Genomic DNA, 19,731 nt, shown 5'->3' with positions numbered 1-19,731 from the left:
GCGCGGTGTCGGCCGTCGCCAACCACCGGTGACGATGGCCGTGGCCCGTCGATTCTGCGGACGAGCCGGTTGTCATGCCTCGCGGAAAAGGGAGTAAGCATGCAGTTCCCGTCCCTCAGTAAAATCGCCGCGGCCGGGTTCGCCGCGCTGGTGGCGGTCGGCGTCTCGGCCGCGCCGGCCTCGGCCGATCCCGCCCCGGTCACCGACTACCGCGTGCTGGCGGGGGTCGGCTCCGACACCACCCAGGACGTCATGAACGGCATCAGCAACGTCGTCACCTCGGGTGGCAACAAGGTCATCGCCTCCTGGGACGCCCGGGGCAGCGACCTGATCAAGACCAGGTCCGCCGGCTGCCAGTTCAGCCGGCCGAACGGTTCGGGGAACGGCCGGAAGGCGCTGCGTGCCTCGGAGAACGAGAACACCGGCGAGGGCCCGGGCGTCTGGCAGGGCGTGAACGTGGCCAACTGCCTGGACTTCGCCCGCTCCTCCGCCTACGGCGGCACGTCGCCGTCGACCTCCGGGACCTACACCTACATCCCGCTCGGCGTGGACGCGGTGAGCCTGGCCATCAACAAGAACGGCGACCTGCCGACGAACATCTCGTTCGCCCAGGTGCAGCGGATCTACCGGTGCCTGGACAGCAGCGTCGGCGGCACGCCCGTGACCCCCCGCATGATCCAGGCGGGCTCGGGCAGCTGGGACTTCTGGCTCAGCAAGATGCAGATGACCGAGGTGGAAATCAACTTCGGTGACTACCCGTGCCTCGCCAAGATCCCGACCGGCGGCGACACGGCCGTGCCGAACCTGCCCCGGGTGCAGGAGCACGACGGCACCATCCTCAACGGCAACCTCTCCCACGTCGTGCCGTTGTCGGCGGCCCAGTTCATCGCGCAGAGCAACGTGGCCAGCATCAACGCCCTCACCGGGGTCGCGGTCGAGGACCGGCGCGGCGACGCCCGGCTCGTCGGCATGCGCCTGCCGGGCCAGGCGATCCAGCAGCCGATCGTCGGCGGCGTCCTGAACATCGACTTCCCGCTGCGCCGGGACGTCTACAACGTGGTGCCGACCGCGGACCTGGGTGTGCCGGTCGTGGCCACCACGTTCGTGGGGGCCAACTCGCAGGTCTGCACCGCCACGGTCAGCGACGGCGGCGTCCAGCGCGGCGTCATCGAGCTGTTCGGGTTCGGCAAGCGCACCACCACCGCGAACCTGCTCGAGGCCGCCTGTGGCGACCCCAGTCTCAAGGCGAACGGCTGACCAGGACACGACCCGGTGCCGGGTGGGCTTCCGGCCCGCCCGGCCCGCTCGTCGCCGACATCCGCCGACCATCCCGAACGGAGTGCAGATGAACAGCCCGAGACGCGTCCACGTCGCCGTGCTCGCCACGGTCTTCGTGCTGTCCGTGGTGGCGGTGGCCGGCGGGATGCTGGCGATCCTCGCCGGGCCCGCCGCCGCGGCGTCGCTCGGCGCGGTGGACGTCCGGGGCGCCGGCGGCGGGCCGCAGCAGGGCGGCCTGGTCACGGACAACCCCATGTTCGCCGAGGCGCGCAGCGCGGCCTGCCCGAAGGGCTACGGGGAGAACGCCAACCTTCGGGTGGGTCGTCCGGGTGGTCCGTACTCGAACCTGGCTCCGGTGTTGGGTGGTGGTGGTTACGACGAGGGGCCGGTGACGATCAACCCGAACCGTTCGTTCACGGCGGCGCTGGGTGGTGCTCCGGGCGAGGGTGAGTGGTGGATCGTGATGGAGTGCTACAGCCTCACCGAGGGTCGGCACGTCGACGAGTTCCGCACCTCGATCGTCGTCTGCGCGGACACCTGGCAGGCCCGCGCGACCTGCGGCCCGGAGGCGACGCCGACCACCACGAAGCTGCGCATCGAACCGTCCGGCTCGGTCGAGGTCGGCACCCCGGTCACCATCACCGCGACCGTCGAGCCGGCCGCCGCCGGAAAAGTGATCTTCAAGCGGCGCACGCCCGTGGTCAACGGCACCGAGACCGCCGACCTCGGCGAGGTGCCGGTCACCGACGGAACGGCGGTCCTGACCGTCTCGGACCTGCCGAGGAACATCGACGGCGCCAAGCACCAGATCCACGCGACGTTCGTGCCGGCCGACGAGGCGCACCTGGGTTCCTCCGCGGACCCGCCCGGCGAGATCAACGTGCGGGACGTGGGCGACGCGGTGGCCACCACGGTCACGGTCTCGCTGGACAAGCAGAGCCCCCAGCCGGCCGGCACGAAGGTCACGATCACCGCCGCGGTGGACCACACCGAGGCGGCCGGCACGATGCGCTTCGAGCTGGCCGACCAGGCGCCGGGTAAGCCGGTAGTCACGCTGGGTGAGGTCACGGTGAGCGCGGGCCCGGCCGAGTACACCACCGGGCCGCTGAGCTCCGGTTCGTACGTCTTCCGGGCGGCCTTCGTCCCTGACGACCCGACCGCGTACAAGCGGTCGGCGCCGGCCTCGACCCCGACCTTCCAGATCGGTACGGGTGCCGGGCCCGCCACGTCCACCACCACGACGCTCACCGTGTCCCCGGACGGGTCGCAGCAGGAGGGGACGCCGATCACCCTGACCGCGACGGTGTCGCCGGCGGCGGCCACCGGGGCGGTGCGCTTCCTCGACGGCGCCACGGAACTCGGCAGCACGCAGCTCAGCGGCGGTACGGCAACGCTGATCACGTCCACGCTCGCCGTCGGCGACCACCAACTCAAGGCGGTGTACGTGCCGCAGACCCCCGATCACGTCGCCTCCGAGTCGGCCGTCGCGTCGCTCCAGGTCACCGCGGCCGACGACGGTGACGATGACGGCGATGACGACGGCGATGATGACGACGACGGCGACGGCGGTGGGGGAGGCGGCGGCAAGCTCCCGCGCACCGGTGCCCCGCTGGTCGCGATCGGGTTCGTCGGGCTCGCCCTCGTGGGGGTCGGGACGGTCGCCATGGTGGCCGGTCGCCGCCGGTCGCCCGCCGAGCCCGTCGCCTGGCCGGACGCCGCCGGCAGCGGCACCTGAGGAAAGAGAGCCACGGACATGGCAACGGCGACGACCGAGCCCCGACCGGCGCCGCCGGATCCGCCGGCGGGACCGGTCCCGGCCCCCACCGGCGGATCCGGTCCACCGCCGGCCGCCGCACCGGTTCCGCCGTCGGACGGTGGATCCGACCCGCCGGTGCGGGCCGCCGGCGGTCCTCGGCTCGCCCTCGTGCTGCCCGGCGCGGCGGTGACCATCCTCGCCGTGCTCATCCTCGCGCTGGTGGCGCACCTGACGGTCATCTCGCAGTTGCAGTACCAGCGGACGCAACAGGTCGCGTACGCGGACTTCCGCGCCGAACTCGCCCGCGGCACGGCCCCGGTGGGGCAGACCCGGGTGGACTTCGCCACCGGACGGGAGAAGCTCGTCGACCCGGGTACCGCGGTCGCCGTGCTCGACGTGCCGGCCATCGGGCTGCACGCGGTCGTCTTCGAGGGAACCAGCGGGGACGTGCTCCGGTCCGGACCGGGGCACCGCCGGGACACCGTCCTACCCGGACAGGCCGGTGCCAGCGTCGTCATGGGTCGCCGGGCGGCGTACGGCGCCCCGTTCCGGGACCTGGACCTGCTGCTGCCCGGCGACCTGATCTTCGTGACCACCGGCCAAAGCGACGAGCGGCACCAGTATCGGGTCATCGGCCCGCGCCGGCCGGGTGATCCCGTCCCGCAGCCCCCGGCGGCGAACGCGGGCCGGCTGACCCTCATCACCGCGCTCGGGCCGGCCTTCATGCCGGAGGACAGCCTCCGCGTCGACGCGGACCTGGTGTCGCCGGTGCGGCCGGCCCCGCGCCGAGTCTTCGGCGCGGCGTCGCTGCCGGCCGCCGAGCAGGTGATGGGCACCGACCCGGGCGCCTGGACGCCGCTCATGCTGTGGGGCCAGGCGCTGCTGCTGGCCGCGCTCGGGCTCACCTACTTCCGGCTCCGGTGGGGCCGGTGGCAGACCTGGCTCGTGGGCGTGCCGGTGCTGGGGGCGCTCGCGCTGGCCGCCGCCGACCAGGCGGCCGGTCTCCTGCCGAACCTTCTCTGACCGCCGGACTTTGTCTGGGCATCGAACCCCTGTGGGCGTCGAAGCGAGTATCGAAGGGCAAGCCACCATGACCAGCGACACCGACGTGACCCCGCCGACACTGGCCGACCTGGCACCGGTCGGCGCGGCGACCCGCCCGCCGCCGACGGTCGGGGTGGCGGCCGCGACCGCCCCGGCCACCGCCGGGGCGGCGGCCGCGGCGACGCCGCCCGCCACGCTCGACGCCCGGTCGATCACCGCCTGGTTCGGTGACCGCAAGGTGCTGGACCGAGTTTCGCTGACCATGCCGGCCGGCCGGGTGACCGCGTTGATCGGCCCCTCGGGCTGCGGCAAGTCGACCTTCCTGCGGATCCTCAACCGGATGCACGAGCTGGTTCCGGGTGCGGCCCTGGCCGGTGCGGTGCTGCTGGACGACCGGGACCTGTACGCGCCGGAGCGGCGGATCACCGACGCCCGCCGGCAGGTCGGCATGGTGTTCCAGAAACCGAACCCGTTTCCCGCGATGTCCATCTACGACAACGTGGTGGCCGGCCTGAAACTGACCGGTACCAGGGTGACCCGGGCCCGGCGGGACGAACTGGTCGAGGAGACGCTGACCAAGGCGGGCCTGTGGAAGGAGGTCCGGGACCGGCTCCGGCAGCCCGGCGGCGCCCTCTCCGGTGGGCAGCAGCAGCGGCTGTGCATCGCCCGGGCGCTGGCGGTGCGCCCCCGGGTCCTGCTGATGGACGAGCCGTGTTCGGCCCTCGACCCGACGTCGACCCGCCGCATCGAGGAGACGATCGCCGAACTGGCCCCCGAGGTCACCATCGTGATCGTGACCCACAATATGCAACAGGCCGCCCGGGTATCCGACCGGTGCGCCTTTTTCCTGGCCGCCCACGGAACCCCCGGGGTAATTGTCGAACACGGCCCCACGGCGGCGCTCTTCGAGAACCCGCAGGATCAGCGGACCCACGATTACGTGACCGGACGGTTCGGGTGATGCGCCATTTCGCGCCGGCCATTCGGCCGACCCGCGAACACCGGAAATTCGCCTGCCGCACGTTCGGCGGAGGCATTGGCCTGCATGCCGGGTCATGGCCGGTCAGGAGCCTGTTTCCGGGTCGGGCCGTGCTGGCTCGGCCGGTATCACCCGCATAGAGGAGAGTGATCCATGAAGAAGCGTGCGCTCGCTCGCGCAGCAGCGCTGCTGGGGGCGGCCACGGTGTCGGCCGGGGTGCTGGTCGGTGTCGCCGCCCCGGCCATGGCCGCGTCGCTCGGCGATGTCGTGTTGAGCGAGACCAGCGGCTCGGTCAGCGCCAGTCCCATGTTCGCCGAGGCGCGCAGTTCGGCCTGTCCGCAGGGTTATGGCGAGAACGCCAACCTTCGGGTGGGTCGTCCGGGTGGTCCGTACTCGAACCTGGCTCCGGTGTTGGGTGGTGGCGGTTACGACGAGGGGCCGGTGACGATCAACCCGAACCGTTCGTTCACGGCGGCGCTGGGTGGTGCTCCGGGCGAGGGTGAGTGGTGGATCGTGATGGAGTGCTACAGCCTCACCGAGGGTCGGCACGTCGACGAGTTCCGCACCTCGATCGTCGTCTCCGGTGACACCTGGCGGGTGCCGGTGGCCGAGGAGACCGCCACCAGCCTCGCCGTCGCGCCGGCCGGCCCGGTCGACCAGGGCGCCGAGGTCACCCTCACCGCCACGGTGACCCCGGCCAACGCCGCCGGCACGGTGGAGTTCCGCCGCGGTGCCAACGTGCTCGGCTCGGCCCCGGTCAGCGACGGCGTGGCCACCTTCGCCACCACCGCGCTGCCGGTCGGCACGGTCAACCTGTCCGCCGCCTTCTCGCCGAGCGACGCCACCGCGTTCAAGGCGTCGGCGTCGGGCACCGTCCCGTTCACCGTCAACCAGCCCGCCGGCGCGATCAGCACCGATGTGGAGATCGTCGCTGACGTGGACCCGGGTGCGTTCTCGCTGGCCGTGGCCAGCCCGACCACCTCGCTCGCCGGCGGCACCGTCGGCGGCACCGCCACCGGCGCCCTGCCGGCGGCCACCGTCACCGACCTGCGGGGCACCAACCTCGGTTGGAACCTGACCGGCCAGCTGGCGGACTTCGCCAGCGCTGGCAACACGATCGCCAGCGGCAACCTCTCGTGGAACCCGTCCGCGGCCAAGACCAGCGGCTCCGGTGCGGTGACCGCGGGCGCGGCCGCCAACCTGGGCGACACCCGGACCCTGTGCTCGGCCACCTTGGGCACCAGCGCGGGCGTCTTCACCTGCGGCGCCGACCTCAGCCTGTCGATCCCGGACGACGTCCCGCCGGGTGAGTACGCGGCGACCCTGACCCTGACCCTGGCCTGATTCCAGGCGTGACCGGAGCCGGACCGATCCGGCTCCGGAGCCTGGGGCGGAGGTACCGCGGGATGGACTCCGCGGCACCTCCGCCACACCTCGTTCAGCGATCGACCCACCGGAGCCAACCATGACCCGTTCCCGCCGCACCTGGGCCGGCGCCCTGGCCGCCGCCGCCATGCTGGTCACCCTGGCCCCGGCCGCACCGGCCAGGGCGGCGCCCGCGGGTGACGAACTCAAGTGGAGCGTCGTGCCATCGAGCCCGAGCGGTCCCAGGGGGCGCCAGCAGTTCGACTACCAGCTCTCCCCGGGCGAGCAGATCACCGACTGGGTGTCGGTGCGCAACCTGGGCGGCAAGCCGCTGCGGCTGAACCTGTACGCCACGGACGCGTTCACCGCCACCGACGGCGGGTTCGCCCTGCTCCCCGCCGACCGGCGGCCGGCGGACGTGGGCACGTGGATCACGTTGCCGGCCAGGGAACTGGTCGTTCCCGCCGGCAAGCGGGCGGAGATCCCGTGGCAACTGGCCGTGCCCCGCAACGCGCCAGCCGGCGACCACATCGGCGGCCTGATCGCCTCGGCGACCGAGGACGCCGTCAACGAGAAGGGGCAGCGGGTGAGCGTCGAGCGACGCGTCGCGGCCCGGGTGTACCTGCGGATCCCCGGGAAGCTGTCGGCGGCCACCACCATCAGCGCCCTCGACGTGCGGTACGACAACCCGGTCGTACCGGTGCCGGGTGGCCGGATGACGGTGACCTACCGGATCGCCAACACCGGCAACATCCGGGTGGCCGGCTCGGCCCGGGTGCAGGTGACCGGTCCGTTCGGCGCGCGGGTGGCCAGTAGCGAGACGATCGACATCCCGGAGCTGCTGCCGGACTCCGAGGTGCGCCTCACCCGGACGCTCGACTCCGTGTTCCCGGCCGGCCGGCTGACCGTGGTGGTCAACTTCATTCCGCGCACCACCGACCGGGAGTTGGAGCCGGTGTCCCGGTCGGCGGGGGTGTGGGCGCCACCCTGGATGGTCCTCGCCGCCGTCGGACTGCTCCTGATCGGGCTGGTGGTGTGGCTGCTGCGGCGCCGCCTCAGGCGCGCGCCGGCCGAGCCCTCGGGCGGCCTGTGGACGGATGCCCCGGCCGCGGCGGTCGGGAGTTGACCGTGCCCGGGGGACCCGATGCCTGGGCAAGGCGGAGCACCCGACTGGCGGTGGCGGTGGGGTTGCTGCTTTCGGTCCTCGTGGTCGCCCCGCCGGCTCTCGGGGCACCGGGGCCGGCCGCCCAGCCCACCTCGTCCCGGGACGGGTCATCGGTCGAACTCAATGTGGTGATCGCCCCGTCGCCCGGCGGCACGCCACCGACCCCGTCCGCAACGCCGACCCGGACCGCGTCGTCGGCGCCGTCGCCGAGCCGGACGGAGCCGGAACCGACGCCGAGCGGCTCGCCCCCGGGTAAGCCTGGGGGCCCGTTGGCGCGGACCGGCACGGCCACGGTCCTCATCGTCCTGATCGGTGTCGCGTTGGTGGGCGCCGGCCTGGCGCTACGCCGCCTCGGCCGCCGGCGGTCTTCGCCCCGCTGAAACCGGCACTCGCATGGTGGCCGGGGTCCGACGCGTCGGACCCCGGCCACTCCCGTTGGGAAGCGGGACAGCACCGGTGGCGACCGTCCGGTGTGCGCGATGTGTGACATCCGCCTCCTTCACTTTTAACGATCGGCGTAGTAAAAACGAGCCGACTGGTTAAAACGCCACCAGAGAGGGTGTCATGGTGAGAAGACAGCTCTTGGCGATGGCGGTCGCCTTCGCCACCGCCCTCGCGGTCCCGGTCTGGCTCGCCCCGCGCGAGGCGACCGGCGCGTCCGGGGTGGCCGACACCGCCGCGGCGGCCGGCACCGAGTCGTCCTCGACGGCGGGAACCAACCACTCGGACCACGGCGGAGCCGTGGACTGGCAGACCATGGACGAGCAGATGGCCAAGCGGGACAGATCGTTCCCCGCGGCCACCCGGGGCGAGGGTGGCAAGGATCTCACGCCCACCGTGCTCGCCGACGGCACCAAGGAGTTCCACCTCACGGCCGCGCCGACGACCTGGGAGACCGAGCCGGGCAAGACCGTCGAGGCGTGGGCCTTCAACGCGACGGTGCCGGGCCCGACGATCCACCTGAACGTCGGCGACAAGGTCAAGATCGTGGTCGAGAACAAGCTGCCCGAGTCGACCAGCGTGCACTGGCACGGCATGCAGGTACCCAACGACATGGACGGTGTGTCGGGCATGACCCAGGACCCGATCCCGCCGGGCAAGAGCTACACGTACACCTGGGACGCCACCCGGCCGATGGTCACCTGGTACCACTCCCACCACGACGGCACCAAGCAGGTGACCAGCGGCCTGTACGGGGCCATCGAGGTGGGTGAGATCCAGACGCCGAACGACATCAAGCCGAAGCAGGTCGTGCTGATGCAGTTGCAGGACGCCGGCACGATGGGCATGACGATCAACGGGAAGTCGTTCCCGGCCACCAAGCCGGTCGACGCGCACCTCGGCGACTGGGTCGAGATCACGTACATCAACGTGGGCACCATGGAGCACCCGATGCACCTGCACGGGCTCGATCAACTGGTGATCGCCAAGGACGGGTTCCCGCTCCCGGCGCCGTACCGGGCGGACACCGTCCCGGTGTCGCCCGGCGAGCGCTACACGGTTCTGGTCAAGGCCGACGCCAAGGGCATCTGGGCCTTCCACTGCCACATCTTCCCGCACGCGGAAGGGTCGGAGGGAATGTTCGGCCTGGTCACCGCGATGCGCGTCTCCTGACCCCGCGGTACGGGTCCGTCGCTCCCCTTCCTCGTCCCCGCTGTTTCTTCGCTCCCACCGTGGCGTGGCGTGCGATTTGGAGGTCCACCGTGCTCAGCAACTCAGCAAACACTCCGGTGCCGGACTCCCCGGAACCGCCACCCCCAGGCCCGGCCGGTCGCGGTGGCATCGCGGCGTGGTTCGGCTCCCTGTTCCCGATGCTCACCGGCGGCGTCGCGCTCGGCCTGCTCGTCGGGTTCGCGCTCATCGGATTCGCCCCGGGCAGCGGCCTGACCATGGCCGCGTCGGGGCAGACGTCCGCCGCCGGCGCCGCCGCCCCGGGCGCCGGAAAGAAGCTCAGCTTCGACATCGAGCTGGGCGACATGTACGTCAAGCCACCCTCGATCAGCGTGCCGCGCGGCGCGGACGTGACGGTCAACGTCTTCAACAAGGGAAATCAGCAGCACACGCTCGCACTGGAGGGCGCGGACACCCCGCTGCTGGACCCGGGCGAGTCGGCGACCTGGCACTGGGGCGTGATCAGCAGGTCCACCCAGGCGTGGTGCCTGGTGGCGGGCCACAAGGACGCGGGCATGCTGCTGCCGATCACCATCGAGGGCGAGCCGGCGCAGGCCGTGGCCGCCCGCGGCGCGGCGGACGGCACCGGCAGCAACGACACGACGATCGATGCCAGCGCCAAGCCGGCGGCCGACTGGAAGCCCGTCGACCCGACGCTCCAGCCCGCCGAGGGCGGCACGACGCACGATGTCACCCTGCGCGTCCAGGAGAAGATCCTGGAGGTCGCGCCGGGCGTCAAGCAGGTCCGGTGGACCTACAACGGCACCGCACCCGGCCCGGTCCTGCACGGCAGGGTCGGCGACGTGTTCACCATCCACCTGGTCAACGACGGCACGATGGAGCACTCCATCGACTTCCACGCCTCGAAGGTCGCGCCGAACGTCGAGATGCGGACGATCAAGCCGGGCGAGTCGCTGGACTACCAGTTCAAGGCCCAGTTCGCCGGCATCTTCACGTACCACTGCGGGGCCGACCCGATGATCTACCACATGGGCAACGGCATGTACGGCGCCGTCGTCGTCGACCCGCCGAAGCTGGCCAAGGTGGATAAGGAGATCGTCCTGGTCCAGTCCGAGTTGCACCTCGGGCCGCAGGGCCAGCCCGGCGACCTGAAGAAGATGCTGGCCGGCGACCAGGACGCGGTCGTCTTCAACGGCTACTACAACCAGTACGCCCTCGCCCCGATCAAGGTCGCTCCCGGTTCCCGGGTGCGGGTCTGGCTGGACAACGCCGGCCCCAACGAGAACATGGCCTTCCACGTCGTCGGCACGATCTTCGACACCGTGTGGAAGGAGGGCGCCTACCGGTTGCGCCCCGGCAACGCCGAACAGGGCGGTTCGCAAACCCTCGACCTGCAGCCCACCCAGGGCGGCTTCGTCGAGTTCACCCTGCCGGACGCCGGGAGCTACCCGTTCATCACGCACAAGATGATGAACATGTCGCACGGCGCGCTCGGCATCTTCGAGGTAGGAGGCACCAGGTGAGCGCCACGACGCACCCCACCGGCACGACCGCGGCGACGGTTCCGGCCGTGCCGGCCACCGCCCCGCGCGGCACCACGCTGTTCGCCCTCGCCGCCGTATCCTCCGTGCTGGCCGGCTTGATCCACTACGCGGTGGTGCCGGAGCACCGGACCGAGTGGGTCGGCTATGCGGTGTTCTTCACCCTGCTCGGGGCGTTCCAGTTGATCTGGTCCGCCGCGGTCTGGGCCGACCCGCGCCGGTGGCTGCTCATGCTCGGCGCGGCGGTGAACGCCGCCGCGATCGGCCTGTGGGTCCTCAGCCGTACCGCCGGCATTCCCCTCGGGCCGCGGGCGGGCGAGCCCGAGGCGGTCGGCTCCATCGACGTGTTCTGCGTCCTCGCCGAGGCGGTGGCGATCATCGCCGTGGTCGCGGCGCTGTGGGCCGCGACCCGACGGCCGGCGTCGTCCCCGGTTTCTACTAGTTAGCTCGGCTAAACTGGCCGCGTGTTAAAGCAGGCGTTGAACGACCCCGATCCGGCCCCGGTGCTGGGCGACAGCCGCGGTCGGGTGCTGGAGGTGCTGCGGGCGGCCGGGGAACCGGTGGCGGTCCAAGAGGTTGCGCAGCGTAGTGGCCTGCATCGGAACACGGCCCGGTTCCACCTGGACGGGCTGGTCGATGCGGGTCTCGCCGAGCGGGAGACCGAGGATCGCCGCCTGCCCGGCCGTCCCCGGATCGTGTACAGCGCGGTCGCCAGCAACGTGCCGGCGGGCCAGCGCAGCTACCGGCTGCTGGCCGAGATGTTGACCAGCGTCGTCACCGAGGCGCTTCCCGAGCCCGCCCGGGCCGCCGTGACGGCCGGTGAGGCATGGGGGCGCTACCTGGTGGACCGGCCGGCACCGTCGCAGCGGGTCGACGCGGCGGAGGGCGTGCGCCGCCTGTCGACGGTGCTGGCCGATCTCGGGTTCGATCCGGGTGAGCCCGGTGATCCGGCGAACCCGGTGATTCCGCTGCGGCACTGCCCGTTCCGGGAGGTCGCCGAGGAGCACCGCGAGGTGGTGTGTTCGTTACACCTGGGTCTGATGCGGGGGGCGCTCGCGGAGACGCGCGCCCCGTGGGTCGCCGACCGGCTGGAGCCGTTCGTGCAGCCCTCGCTGTGCCTGGCCCACCTGCGTCCCCGCTCCGCGCCGGCCGGCTGACGCGGGCCAGCTGCCCGGTTGTCCCGCACGGTTCTTCTCCGCGGTCCGTCGGTGTGAGTCCGCCCGGTTTGGTCGGCACCGCCGCCGCGGCATGGCAGTGTGACCGCTTGACGGGTCGGCGCAGAGGCAGAGTGGGCTGGCGACATGGCAGGCAGGTCGGACCTGCTCAGGAAAGGTGAGAGCCCACAGCAGGCGACGTTCCTGGAACTCTTCTTCGACCTGGCCTTCGTCTTCGTCATCCAGCGGGTCGGGTTGCGGATCACCGCGCAACTGGAACGCCCCGGCATCGCGGAAGGATGGGGCGTCCTCCCGGGGGTGGGCCAGACCCTGCTGTTGCTGATGCCGCTGACCTGGGTGTGGACGCTGACCGCGTGGACCACCGCCCGGTTCGACCCGCGCCGCCTGCGGGTGCAGGCCGTGGTCATCGGGACCGTGTTCGGCGTCCTGATCATGTCGGCCGCGCTGCCCACCGCGTTCGGCACCGGCGGGCTGGCCTTCGCCGTGGCGTACGTCGTCATTCAGGTCGGCCGGTCCCTCGTCTTCGTGGTCGTCCTGCGCGGGCACGAACACCAGCGGACCTCGGCGCGCGAACTCGTCTGGTTCGCCCTGACCGGCGCCCTGTGGCTCGCCGGTGCGGTCGCCCCCGACCCGACCCGGGTCTGGCTCTGGATCGCCGCCGCCGCCGGGGACTACCTGGCGGCGCGGTTCGGGTGGCCGGTGCCCGGGCTCGGCCGGCTGCGCGTGACCGTGTGGGCGTCCGCCCCCGCGCACCTGGCCGACCGGTACCGCCAGTTCCTCCTGATCGCCCTCGGTGAATCCGTCCTGGCGCTCGCGATCGCCTACACCCGGGGCCTGTACGACGTGGAGTCCACCTCCGCGTTCGTGATCGGCTTCGCGACCACCGTGCTGCTGTGGCGGATCTACTTCTACCGGGCCGGGCAGATTCTCGCCGACGCCATCGCCGCGTCCCAGAACCCGACCCACCTCGGCCGGGTGGCCGCCTTCACCCACGGGATCATGGTCCTGGGCATCATCATCACCGCCGTCGGCTACGAACTCGTCATCCCCAGACCGCTCGGCCACATCGAGGACGCCTGGATCGTGGTCATCCTCGGCGGTCCCGCCCTGTTCATCGCCGGCCGCGCCCGCTTCGAGTACGTGGTGTTCGCGCGGGTCTCCCGCCCCCGGGTGATCGGAATCCTGTTGCTCGCGCTGGCCGCCCCGCTGATGGTCTTCATGCCACCCGTGCTCGTCGCCCTTACCGCGGCGGTGATCCTGGCCGGGATCGCCGCCACGGACGCCGCACGGGCCCGCAAGAAACCACTCGAAGCTCCCACCCCGCCCGTCTGACGACCCGCACCCGCCCGGGCGGCGGTGGACGCCCCGGCGTCAGCCGCGCTTGCGCGCCGTGACGAGCAGGTACTCCCACCGCATGACGGTCTTCCCCGTACCCTCGTCGTGGCGCCGGGCCAGCTCGGCGAGGTCGCGGTCCAGCGCGGCCACCCGCTCGGGGTCGCCGGCGAGCCCGGCGTACGCGGCGGCCGTCGGCCCGTAGTTGGCCTTGAAGTAGTCACGGAACCCGGCGGGATCGGCGAACCGGTCCACCGTGAGGGTCTGCCGGCGTGTCGCGACGTCGCTGACCTGGTCGTCGAGCAACGCACGGACGTGCTCCTCGCTGCCCCACAGCGGCGGGGGCTGCGCGCCGGGCGGGGGTGGGGGCACGTACTGCTTCATCGTCGCGAACAGTTGGCCGATGAACCCCTCCGGCGTCCAGTTGAGCAGGCCGATCGTGCCGCCGGGGCGGCAGACCCGCAGCAGTTCACGGGCGCTGGCCCGGTGGTGGGGTGCGAACATGACGCCGACACAGGACAGGACGGTGTCGAACTCGCCGTCGGCGTACGGCAGCGCCTCCGCGTCGGCCGGCTGCCACTCCAGGTGCACACCGCGCCGCGCGGCCACGGCCTGCCCCGCCGCCAACAACTCGGGGGTGAGGTCGCAGGCCACCACGCTCGCGCCGGCCACGGCGGCCGGTATGGCGGCGTTGCCGGAGCCGGCGGCCACGTCCAGCACCCGGTCGCCGGGGCCCACCCGGCACGCGTCGACGAGGATCGCGCCCAGGTCCGGGACGATCTCGGCGGCGACGGTCGGATAGTCGCCTAAGGCCCACATGGCGCGGTGCTTGGCCTTCAGCGTCCGGTCGGCGGCCACCGCGAGGTTCTGTGTGGTCATTCCAGCTCCTTCGTCAGCACGGAAGTTCGAGCCGACGCTACGAAGGCGGCCGGGGCGCCACCTAGTACAGGATCTGTACCGGCAGGCTTGGCCGAACCCCTGGCCGCGCTGCCGGTCGGGGCCCTAGCCTCACGCCATGGGGTCGTCCTACTACCAGTTCTGCCCGGTGGCCAAAGCCATGGAACTGCTCGACGAACGCTGGACGATGCTGCTGGTGCGCGAACTGGTCGTCGGCAGCCAGCGCTTCAACGACCTGCGCCGCGGCCTGCCGCGGATGTCGCCCACGCTGCTCTCCCGGCGGCTGCACCAGCTCGTCCGCGCCGGCATCGTTCAGCGGCGCGTCGAGGGCAACGAGGTGCGGTACGTCCTGACCCGGGCCGGTGACGAACTGCGCCCGGTGGTCGAGGCGCTCAGCGTCTGGGGTGTGCGCTGGATCGGCGAACTCGGCGACCAGGATCTGGATCCCAGCCTGCTGCTGTGGGACATGCACCGCAACGTCGACCGCGCCGTCGTTCCGGACGGGCGGACCGTGGTGCAGTTCCGCTTCCCCGACGCGCCGGCCGGTACCCGGAACTGGTGGCTGGTGATCAGCGGCGACGGGGTCGACGTCTGCGACGCCGACCCCGGCTTCGACGTGACCGTCACGATCACCGGCGCCCTGCGCAGCATGGTCAGAATCTGGAACGGCGACCTGGCGTGGAGCGACGCGCTGCGCGGCGACGTGATCGAGGTGCTCGGCCCCTCGGCGCTGCGCCGCGCGGTGCCTCGATGGTTCACCCTGCCGGCATACGCCGCCGTACCCCGGCCCGGTGGCCAGCGCTCTGTTCCGTCGTGAGTACGCCCCCATCGCCCGAGCGGGCGACGGGCGCGCCCCGCTGGACAGATCGGACCTTCCGGAGCCCGGTGGTGTGCCAGCGTCGGGAAGATGGCAGAACCGGATGCGGACGTCGTGGTGGTGGGGGCCGGACCCGCGGGCGGGGTGGTCACCTGCACCCTGGCCAGGCGCGGGTTCCGGGTCGTCTGCCTGGAGCAGGGCGACTGGGTGCGCCCCGCCGACTTTCCCGCCAACGGTCCCGAATGGGAACTGGAGATCCAGCGCCGGTGGGCGCACGACCCGAACGTCCGCCGGCTGCCGTCGGACTACCCGCTCGGGGTGGACGGTGCCGAGCTGTCCCCGGTGATGTTCAACGCGGTGGGCGGCTCCAGCTTGTTCGCCGGGATGGAGTGGCCGCGGCTGCTGCCGTGTGACTTCCGGGTCCGGTCGCTGGACGGGGTGGCCGACGACTGGCCGATCGGCTACTCGGATCTGGCGCCGTACCACGACGCCATCGACCGCTTCGTCGGCGTGGCGGGCGTGGGCGGCGATCCGGCCTACCCACCCGGGTTGGACTATCCACTGCCGCCGAACCCCATCGGCGGGCCCGGGCGGAGGGCCGCCGAAGCGGCCAACCGGCTGGGGTGGCACTGGTGGCCGGGCACGAACGCCATCCCGAGCCGGCGGCACGGGGAGATCGCCGGGTGCACCCGCTGGGGTACCTGCGAGTGGGGCTGCCCGGAGGGCGCCAAGGCCAGCGCCGACCTGGCCTACTGGCCGCCCGCGTTGCGGGCGGGCGCGACGCTGGTCACCGGCGCGCGGGCCCGGCGGGTCGAGACGGGCCGCGACGGCCGGGCGACGGGCGTGGTGTGGCTCGACCGCGCCGGGGTGGAGCACCTGGCCCGGGCCCGCGCGGTGGTGCTGTGCGCCAACGGCGTCGGCACCCCGCGGCTGCTGCTGCTGTCCGCCGCCGCGGCCCACCCGGACGGGCTGGCGAACTCCTCCGGCTTGGTCGGCCGGAACCTCATGCTCCACCCGAACTGCAGCGTCACCGGCTTCTACGACGAGGACCTGGCGAGCTGGCTGGGCCCGGCCGGCCAGCTCGTCTACAGCATGGAGTTCTACGACACCCGGCCGGAGCACGACTTCGTCCGCGGGATCAAGCTGCACGCCCTGCCGACGCCCGGCCCGCTGAACGCGGTCGAGGCGCAGCGCCGCCTCGGCTACGACGCCGCGTGGGGGGCGAACTTCCTCCGGGCCGCCGGCGCGCACGCCGGGGGCATCCTGTGGGCCGCGAACACGGAGGACCTGCCGGAGGAGTCGAACCGGGTGACGCTCGACCCCGACCGGAGCGACGACAGCGGCATCCCGGCGCCCGCGATCCACTACCGGATCAGCGAGAACACCCGCAAGCTGCTCGGGTTCGCCGTCGCCCGGATGGAGCAGTTGCACGCGGCGGCCGGCGCGGTGCGTACCGTGCCGGTGGAACTCTGGACCGACCAGCCCGGACACCTGCTGGGGACGGCGCGGATGGGGAGCGATCCGCGGCGGTCGGTGGTCGACGCGTTCGGCCGCGCCCACGACGCGGACAATCTGTTCATCGCCGACGGCAGCATCTTCGTCACCGGCGGGTCGGCGAACCCGACCAGCACGATCACCGCGCTGGCGCTGCGCGTCGGCCGGCACATCGCGGACACCGCCCGGAGCGCGCGGTGAGCGGGTTGCCGGAGCGGCTGTCGGTTCCCCCGCCCGCCCGTCCGCCGCGCCCGCTGACCGAGGCCGAACAGGCCCGGTACGTCGCGGTCGCCGACGCGCTGTGCCGCGGCGACCAGCGGGTACCGCCGCCGAGCGGGTGCACCGAGTTCCCGCGGCGGCTGCACCTCGCGCTGGCGTTGCGCGCCGAGGCGTTCGACGCGATCGTCCGGGCGCTCGCCGCGGTACCCGGGACGGCGGAGGAGCTGGAGCCGTGGCTGCGCCGCCTGCACGACGAGGACCCGGCGATGTTTGCCGCGCTGTCGACGGTGGCGGCGGGCGCGTACCTCCTGGAACCGGCCGTGCGCGCCGCCCTGGGCTACCCCGGCCAGCACCCGGATCCGCCGGCGCCCGACGAGGCGCTGCGGGAGATCGGCGACGGGATCCTCGACCCGGTGCGGCGGCGCGGACCCCGGTACCGGCTCCCGCCCGACGGGGTGTGAGCCAAGTCCTCCTCGTTGCGGCGGTCGAAGGATGGTCTGGCGGGATCGTTGCAACGGTGGCCGGCGGTGTGTCAGCGCGGTGCTGTTTGCGGTGCGGGCGTTGGGGCGGAGTTCCGCGAGCGGGTGGGTGCGGGCAGCTGCCCCGCGACGATCGCGGCGAGCGAGAGCGCGAACCCCACGAGTTGGACCGGGCCGAGCGTCTGCCCGAGCAGGACGGCGCCGAGAACGGCGGCGACCAGCGGTGAGAGCAGGGCGAGAACCGCGACGGAGCTGACCGGCAGGGTGGTGATGCCGCGGAACCACAGGACGTAGGTGATCAGCCCGCCGACCAGACCCAGCCAGAGGTAGCCGAGGGCGGCGGTCGGGTCGATCGCGGGCGGCGTTCCCTCGACGAGGAACGTGACGGGCACCAGGAACAGACCGCCGGCGGTGAGCTGCCAACCGGCGAAGGCGGTGGGGCCGACCCCGGCGGGCCGTCCCCAGCGTTTGGTGAGCGTCACGCCGAGCGCCATCGTGGCCGCGCCCACGAGACCCGCGACGATGCCGGTGGCGTCGAGCGCCGCGTCCGGCCCGATCACCACCAGGCCGACGCCGGCGGCGCCCACCGCGCCCCAGCAGAGGCGCCAACCGGACAGGCGCTCGTGGAGCACGGCCACGGCCAGGACGGCGACGACGAGCGGCTGACCCGCCCCCAGGGTCGCTGCGACGCCACCCGGGAGGCGCTCGGCCGAGATGAACAGCAGCGGCAGGAACAGCCCGATGTTCAGCACGCCGAGCACCGCGGCCTTGCCCCACCACCGTCCACGAGGGAGCGTCCGGGTGATCGCCAGGGCGACCAGGCCGGCGGGCAACGCGCGCAGCAGCCCCGCGAACAGCGGGTGCCCGGGCGGGAGGAGTTCGGTGGTGACGACATAGGTGGTGCCCCACACCGCGGGGGCGAGCGCGGTCAGGGCGGTGCGGGGCAGGTTGCCGGAGCGAATACCGCCGCCGGCGCCCATCTGCGCTGCTGGACTTGTCACGCCGGAAGTCTCACCCGGCGGTGATCTATGAGTCCAACACATGTTTGTCAATCGAACGAGCTCGCTCCAAGATTGGTCCGTGGAACTCCGGCAGCTGCGCTACGGCCGGCTCGCCGTCGGCCTGATCCCCACGGTTGCCGCGGCGGACGTCCCGGGCTCGCTGCGCGCGTTCCACCAGCGGTACCCGCACGTGCGCATCAGCCTGCGGGTCGGCGCGAGCGAGGAGCTCATCGAGCAGGTCAGGCAGGGCGTCCTCGACGTGGCCTTCCTCGGGCTGCCGACCGCGGCGCGACCCCACGGTGTCGCCGCGCACGAACTCGCCCGCGACCCGGACTTCATCGACCGGCTCGTCGGGCAGAACCTCGGCGTGGCCATGCTCCCGCTCGCCTACACGCCCCAGCTCACGGGCGTCGTCACGATCGAGGTCACGGACGCGCCGGCCGGGTCGAGTACGTCGTGTGGGGCCGGTTCAGCCGCACGCCGGCGGCGACCGCGTTCCTGGCCATCCTTGACATCTCGACCGGGCCCGACCCGAAAGGCACCGCGAGGGCCTACGATGCCCTTGTCCAAAGCGGTCATCAGGGTGGGAGCAGGGCATGTCAAGCACGGACTGGATGAAGCCGGACCCCGATCACGCCGACCGGCCGGCGGTGGACCTGCGCACCGACCGCCCGCATCCCGCCCGCGTCTACGACTTCCTGCTCGGCGGCAAGGACAACTTCTCGGCCGACCGGGCCGCCGCCGAGCAGGGCATGAAGGCGAACCCGAACAGCCGGATCCCGCCGCGGGAGAACCGGGCGTTCCTGCGCCGGGCGGTGCGCTACCTGGCGGCCGAGGCCGGGATCCGGCAGTTCCTGGACATCGGCACCGGCATACCCACCTCGCCGAACGTGCACGAGGTGGCGCAGTCCGTCGCGCCCGATTCGCGGGTCGTCTACGTGGACAACGACCCGATCGTGCTGGCGCACGCCCGGGCGCTGCTGGCCAGCAGCGCCGAGGGCCGCACCGAGTACATCGACGCGGATCTGCGCAATGTGGACCAGATCCTGTCCTCACCGCAGCTGCGCGAGACCATCGACCTGGACCGCCCCGTCGGCCTGCTGCTCATCGCGATCATGCACTTCGTGGGCGACGCGGACGAGCCGTACCGGCTGGCGCGGGAGCTGCTGGCCGCCCTCCCGTCCGGTAGCTACCTGGCCCTGTCCCACCTCACCGGCGACTACGACCCGGCGGCCTGGGAGGGCGTGGCCGCGGTGTACCGGCGCACCGGGGTGACCATGCAGGTCCGCTCGAAGGCCGAGATCGAGCGGTTCTTCGACGGCCTGGAGTTGGTCGATCCCGGCGTGCAGCCGATCGCCCGGTGGCGGCCGGAGCCGGGCACCGACGAGGTCGACGACGCGAAGGTCTCCGTCTACGGCGGGGTCGCCCGCAAGCCCTGACCGGCACCCGCCGCTCGCGCGCCGCGGGCCGCGAGCGGCGGTCCGGCCCGCTACGCAACGCGCCGCCCTCCGGGACCGCCCACTGTGGAGTTCGTACGGTCGTGGCGGACCGGCGCGA

17 protein-coding genes and 1 pseudogene are annotated in these 19,731 nt (G+C 72.5%); 16 read left to right on the top strand and 2 right to left on the bottom strand.

Features of this window, described 5'->3' with window-relative positions; all coding sequences use genetic code 11:
* The first annotated feature begins 99 nt into the window (after positions 1–99).
* From KJS59_RS03080 to KJS59_RS03030, 11 genes are all read left to right on the top strand, one after another.
* Entirely contained in the window at positions 100–1,257 is a 1,158-nt protein-coding gene (locus KJS59_RS03080) for a hypothetical protein (RefSeq protein WP_213450682.1), read from the top strand.
* Positions 1,258–1,345: 88 nt separating this feature from the next.
* Positions 1,346–3,013, top strand: a complete 1,668-nt coding sequence (locus KJS59_RS03075; RefSeq protein WP_213450681.1) for an Ig-like domain-containing protein — start codon at positions 1,346–1,348, stop codon at positions 3,011–3,013.
* Positions 3,014–3,169: 156 nt separating this feature from the next.
* On the top strand, positions 3,170–4,057 hold the full coding sequence (locus KJS59_RS03070) for a sortase (protein WP_213450680.1): 888 nt from the start codon (positions 3,170–3,172) through the stop codon (positions 4,055–4,057).
* Between the two features lie 67 nt (positions 4,058–4,124).
* Positions 4,125–5,039 carry a phosphate ABC transporter ATP-binding protein PstB gene (pstB, locus tag KJS59_RS03065; RefSeq protein WP_249713821.1) on the top strand — a complete coding sequence of 305 codons (915 nt, stop codon included), beginning with the start codon at positions 4,125–4,127 and terminating at the stop codon, positions 5,037–5,039.
* Between the two features lie 171 nt (positions 5,040–5,210).
* Positions 5,211–6,401, top strand: a complete 1,191-nt coding sequence (locus KJS59_RS03060) for an Ig-like domain repeat protein (RefSeq protein ID WP_213450679.1) — start codon at positions 5,211–5,213, stop codon at positions 6,399–6,401.
* A gap of 121 nt (positions 6,402–6,522) precedes the next feature.
* On the top strand, positions 6,523–7,548 hold the full coding sequence (locus KJS59_RS03055; protein ID WP_213450678.1) for a WxL protein peptidoglycan domain-containing protein: 1,026 nt from the start codon (positions 6,523–6,525) through the stop codon (positions 7,546–7,548).
* Positions 7,549–8,154: 606 nt separating this feature from the next.
* Positions 8,155–9,201, top strand: coding sequence for a multicopper oxidase family protein (locus tag KJS59_RS03050; protein WP_213450677.1), 1,047 nt, complete (start codon positions 8,155–8,157; stop codon positions 9,199–9,201).
* A 116-nt stretch (positions 9,202–9,317) separates the two neighbouring features.
* A complete protein-coding gene (locus tag KJS59_RS03045; protein ID WP_213450676.1) occupies positions 9,318–10,742 on the top strand; it encodes a multicopper oxidase domain-containing protein in 1,425 nt (474 codons plus the stop codon).
* Complete coding sequence (locus KJS59_RS03040; RefSeq protein ID WP_213450675.1) at positions 10,739–11,206, top strand: hypothetical protein; 468 nt, start codon at positions 10,739–10,741, stop codon at positions 11,204–11,206. The genes KJS59_RS03045 and KJS59_RS03040 overlap by 4 nt, the downstream gene beginning before the upstream one ends.
* 18 nt (positions 11,207–11,224) lie before the next feature.
* Positions 11,225–11,917 (top strand): helix-turn-helix transcriptional regulator, encoded by a 693-nt coding sequence (locus KJS59_RS03035; RefSeq protein ID WP_213450674.1) that lies wholly within the window; start codon positions 11,225–11,227, stop codon positions 11,915–11,917.
* Between the two features lie 144 nt (positions 11,918–12,061).
* Positions 12,062–13,267, top strand: a complete 1,206-nt coding sequence (locus KJS59_RS03030) for a low temperature requirement protein A (RefSeq protein WP_213450673.1) — start codon at positions 12,062–12,064, stop codon at positions 13,265–13,267.
* A 39-nt stretch (positions 13,268–13,306) separates the two neighbouring features.
* Here the strand turns inward: KJS59_RS03030 and KJS59_RS03025 are convergent, their stop codons facing one another.
* The gene (locus tag KJS59_RS03025) at positions 13,307–14,146 is read right to left on the bottom strand and encodes a class I SAM-dependent methyltransferase (RefSeq protein WP_213450672.1); all 840 of its coding nucleotides are present in this window, start codon (positions 14,144–14,146) and stop codon (positions 13,307–13,309) included.
* A 136-nt stretch (positions 14,147–14,282) separates the two neighbouring features.
* Here KJS59_RS03025 and KJS59_RS03020 point away from each other — a divergent pair, with 136 nt between their 5' ends.
* The 3 genes from KJS59_RS03020 to KJS59_RS03010 all read left to right on the top strand — a co-directional run bounded on the left by KJS59_RS03020 (position 14,283) and on the right by KJS59_RS03010 (position 17,155).
* Positions 14,283–14,981: a winged helix-turn-helix transcriptional regulator gene (locus KJS59_RS03020; RefSeq protein WP_213450671.1), complete on the top strand. Its 699-nt coding sequence runs from the start codon at positions 14,283–14,285 to the stop codon at positions 14,979–14,981.
* A 90-nt stretch (positions 14,982–15,071) separates the two neighbouring features.
* Positions 15,072–16,676: a GMC family oxidoreductase gene (locus KJS59_RS03015; protein WP_213450670.1), complete on the top strand. Its 1,605-nt coding sequence runs from the start codon at positions 15,072–15,074 to the stop codon at positions 16,674–16,676.
* Positions 16,673–17,155 (top strand): hypothetical protein, encoded by a 483-nt coding sequence (locus tag KJS59_RS03010; protein WP_213450669.1) that lies wholly within the window; start codon positions 16,673–16,675, stop codon positions 17,153–17,155. Before KJS59_RS03015 ends, KJS59_RS03010 begins: the two co-directional genes overlap by 4 nt.
* A 71-nt stretch (positions 17,156–17,226) precedes the next feature.
* On the opposite strand, the gene KJS59_RS03005 is transcribed toward KJS59_RS03010, so the two are convergent.
* Entirely contained in the window at positions 17,227–18,174 is a 948-nt protein-coding gene (locus KJS59_RS03005; protein ID WP_249713820.1) for an EamA family transporter, read from the bottom strand.
* A 40-nt stretch (positions 18,175–18,214) separates the two neighbouring features.
* Between KJS59_RS03005 and KJS59_RS32100 the strand changes: the two are divergent.
* Positions 18,215–18,493: pseudogene (locus KJS59_RS32100) on the top strand (LysR substrate-binding domain-containing protein); the annotation flags it as partial.
* A gap of 277 nt (positions 18,494–18,770) precedes the next feature.
* On the top strand, positions 18,771–19,613 hold the full coding sequence (locus tag KJS59_RS02995; protein WP_376771111.1) for an SAM-dependent methyltransferase: 843 nt from the start codon (positions 18,771–18,773) through the stop codon (positions 19,611–19,613).
* Positions 19,614–19,731: the final 118 nt, after the last annotated feature.

The sequence above is a fragment of the Rhizomonospora bruguierae genome (assembly GCF_018397995.1).
GTDB lineage: Bacteria > Actinomycetota > Actinomycetes > Mycobacteriales > Micromonosporaceae > Rhizomonospora > Rhizomonospora bruguierae.
The sequence above is the reverse complement of the archived record's forward strand: the minus strand, read 5'-3'. Positions and strand labels throughout refer to the sequence as shown.

Coding starts and splice junctions, on each gene's coding strand:
- KJS59_RS03080 (WP_213450682.1), top strand. CDS start 100: ATGCAGTTCCCGTCCCTCAGTAAAATCGCCGCGGCCGGGTTCGCCGCG.
- KJS59_RS03075 (WP_213450681.1), top strand. CDS start 1,346: ATGAACAGCCCGAGACGCGTCCACGTCGCCGTGCTCGCCACGGTCTTC.
- pstB (WP_249713821.1), top strand. CDS start 4,125: ATGACCAGCGACACCGACGTGACCCCGCCGACACTGGCCGACCTGGCA.
- KJS59_RS03060 (WP_213450679.1), top strand. CDS start 5,211: ATGAAGAAGCGTGCGCTCGCTCGCGCAGCAGCGCTGCTGGGGGCGGCC.
- KJS59_RS03055 (WP_213450678.1), top strand. CDS start 6,523: ATGACCCGTTCCCGCCGCACCTGGGCCGGCGCCCTGGCCGCCGCCGCC.
- KJS59_RS03030 (WP_213450673.1), top strand. CDS start 12,062: ATGGCAGGCAGGTCGGACCTGCTCAGGAAAGGTGAGAGCCCACAGCAG.
- KJS59_RS03025 (WP_213450672.1), bottom strand. CDS start 14,146: ATGACCACACAGAACCTCGCGGTGGCCGCCGACCGGACGCTGAAGGCC.
- KJS59_RS03020 (WP_213450671.1), top strand. CDS start 14,283: ATGGGGTCGTCCTACTACCAGTTCTGCCCGGTGGCCAAAGCCATGGAA.
- KJS59_RS03015 (WP_213450670.1), top strand. CDS start 15,072: ATGGCAGAACCGGATGCGGACGTCGTGGTGGTGGGGGCCGGACCCGCG.
- KJS59_RS02995 (WP_376771111.1), top strand. CDS start 18,771: ATGTCAAGCACGGACTGGATGAAGCCGGACCCCGATCACGCCGACCGG.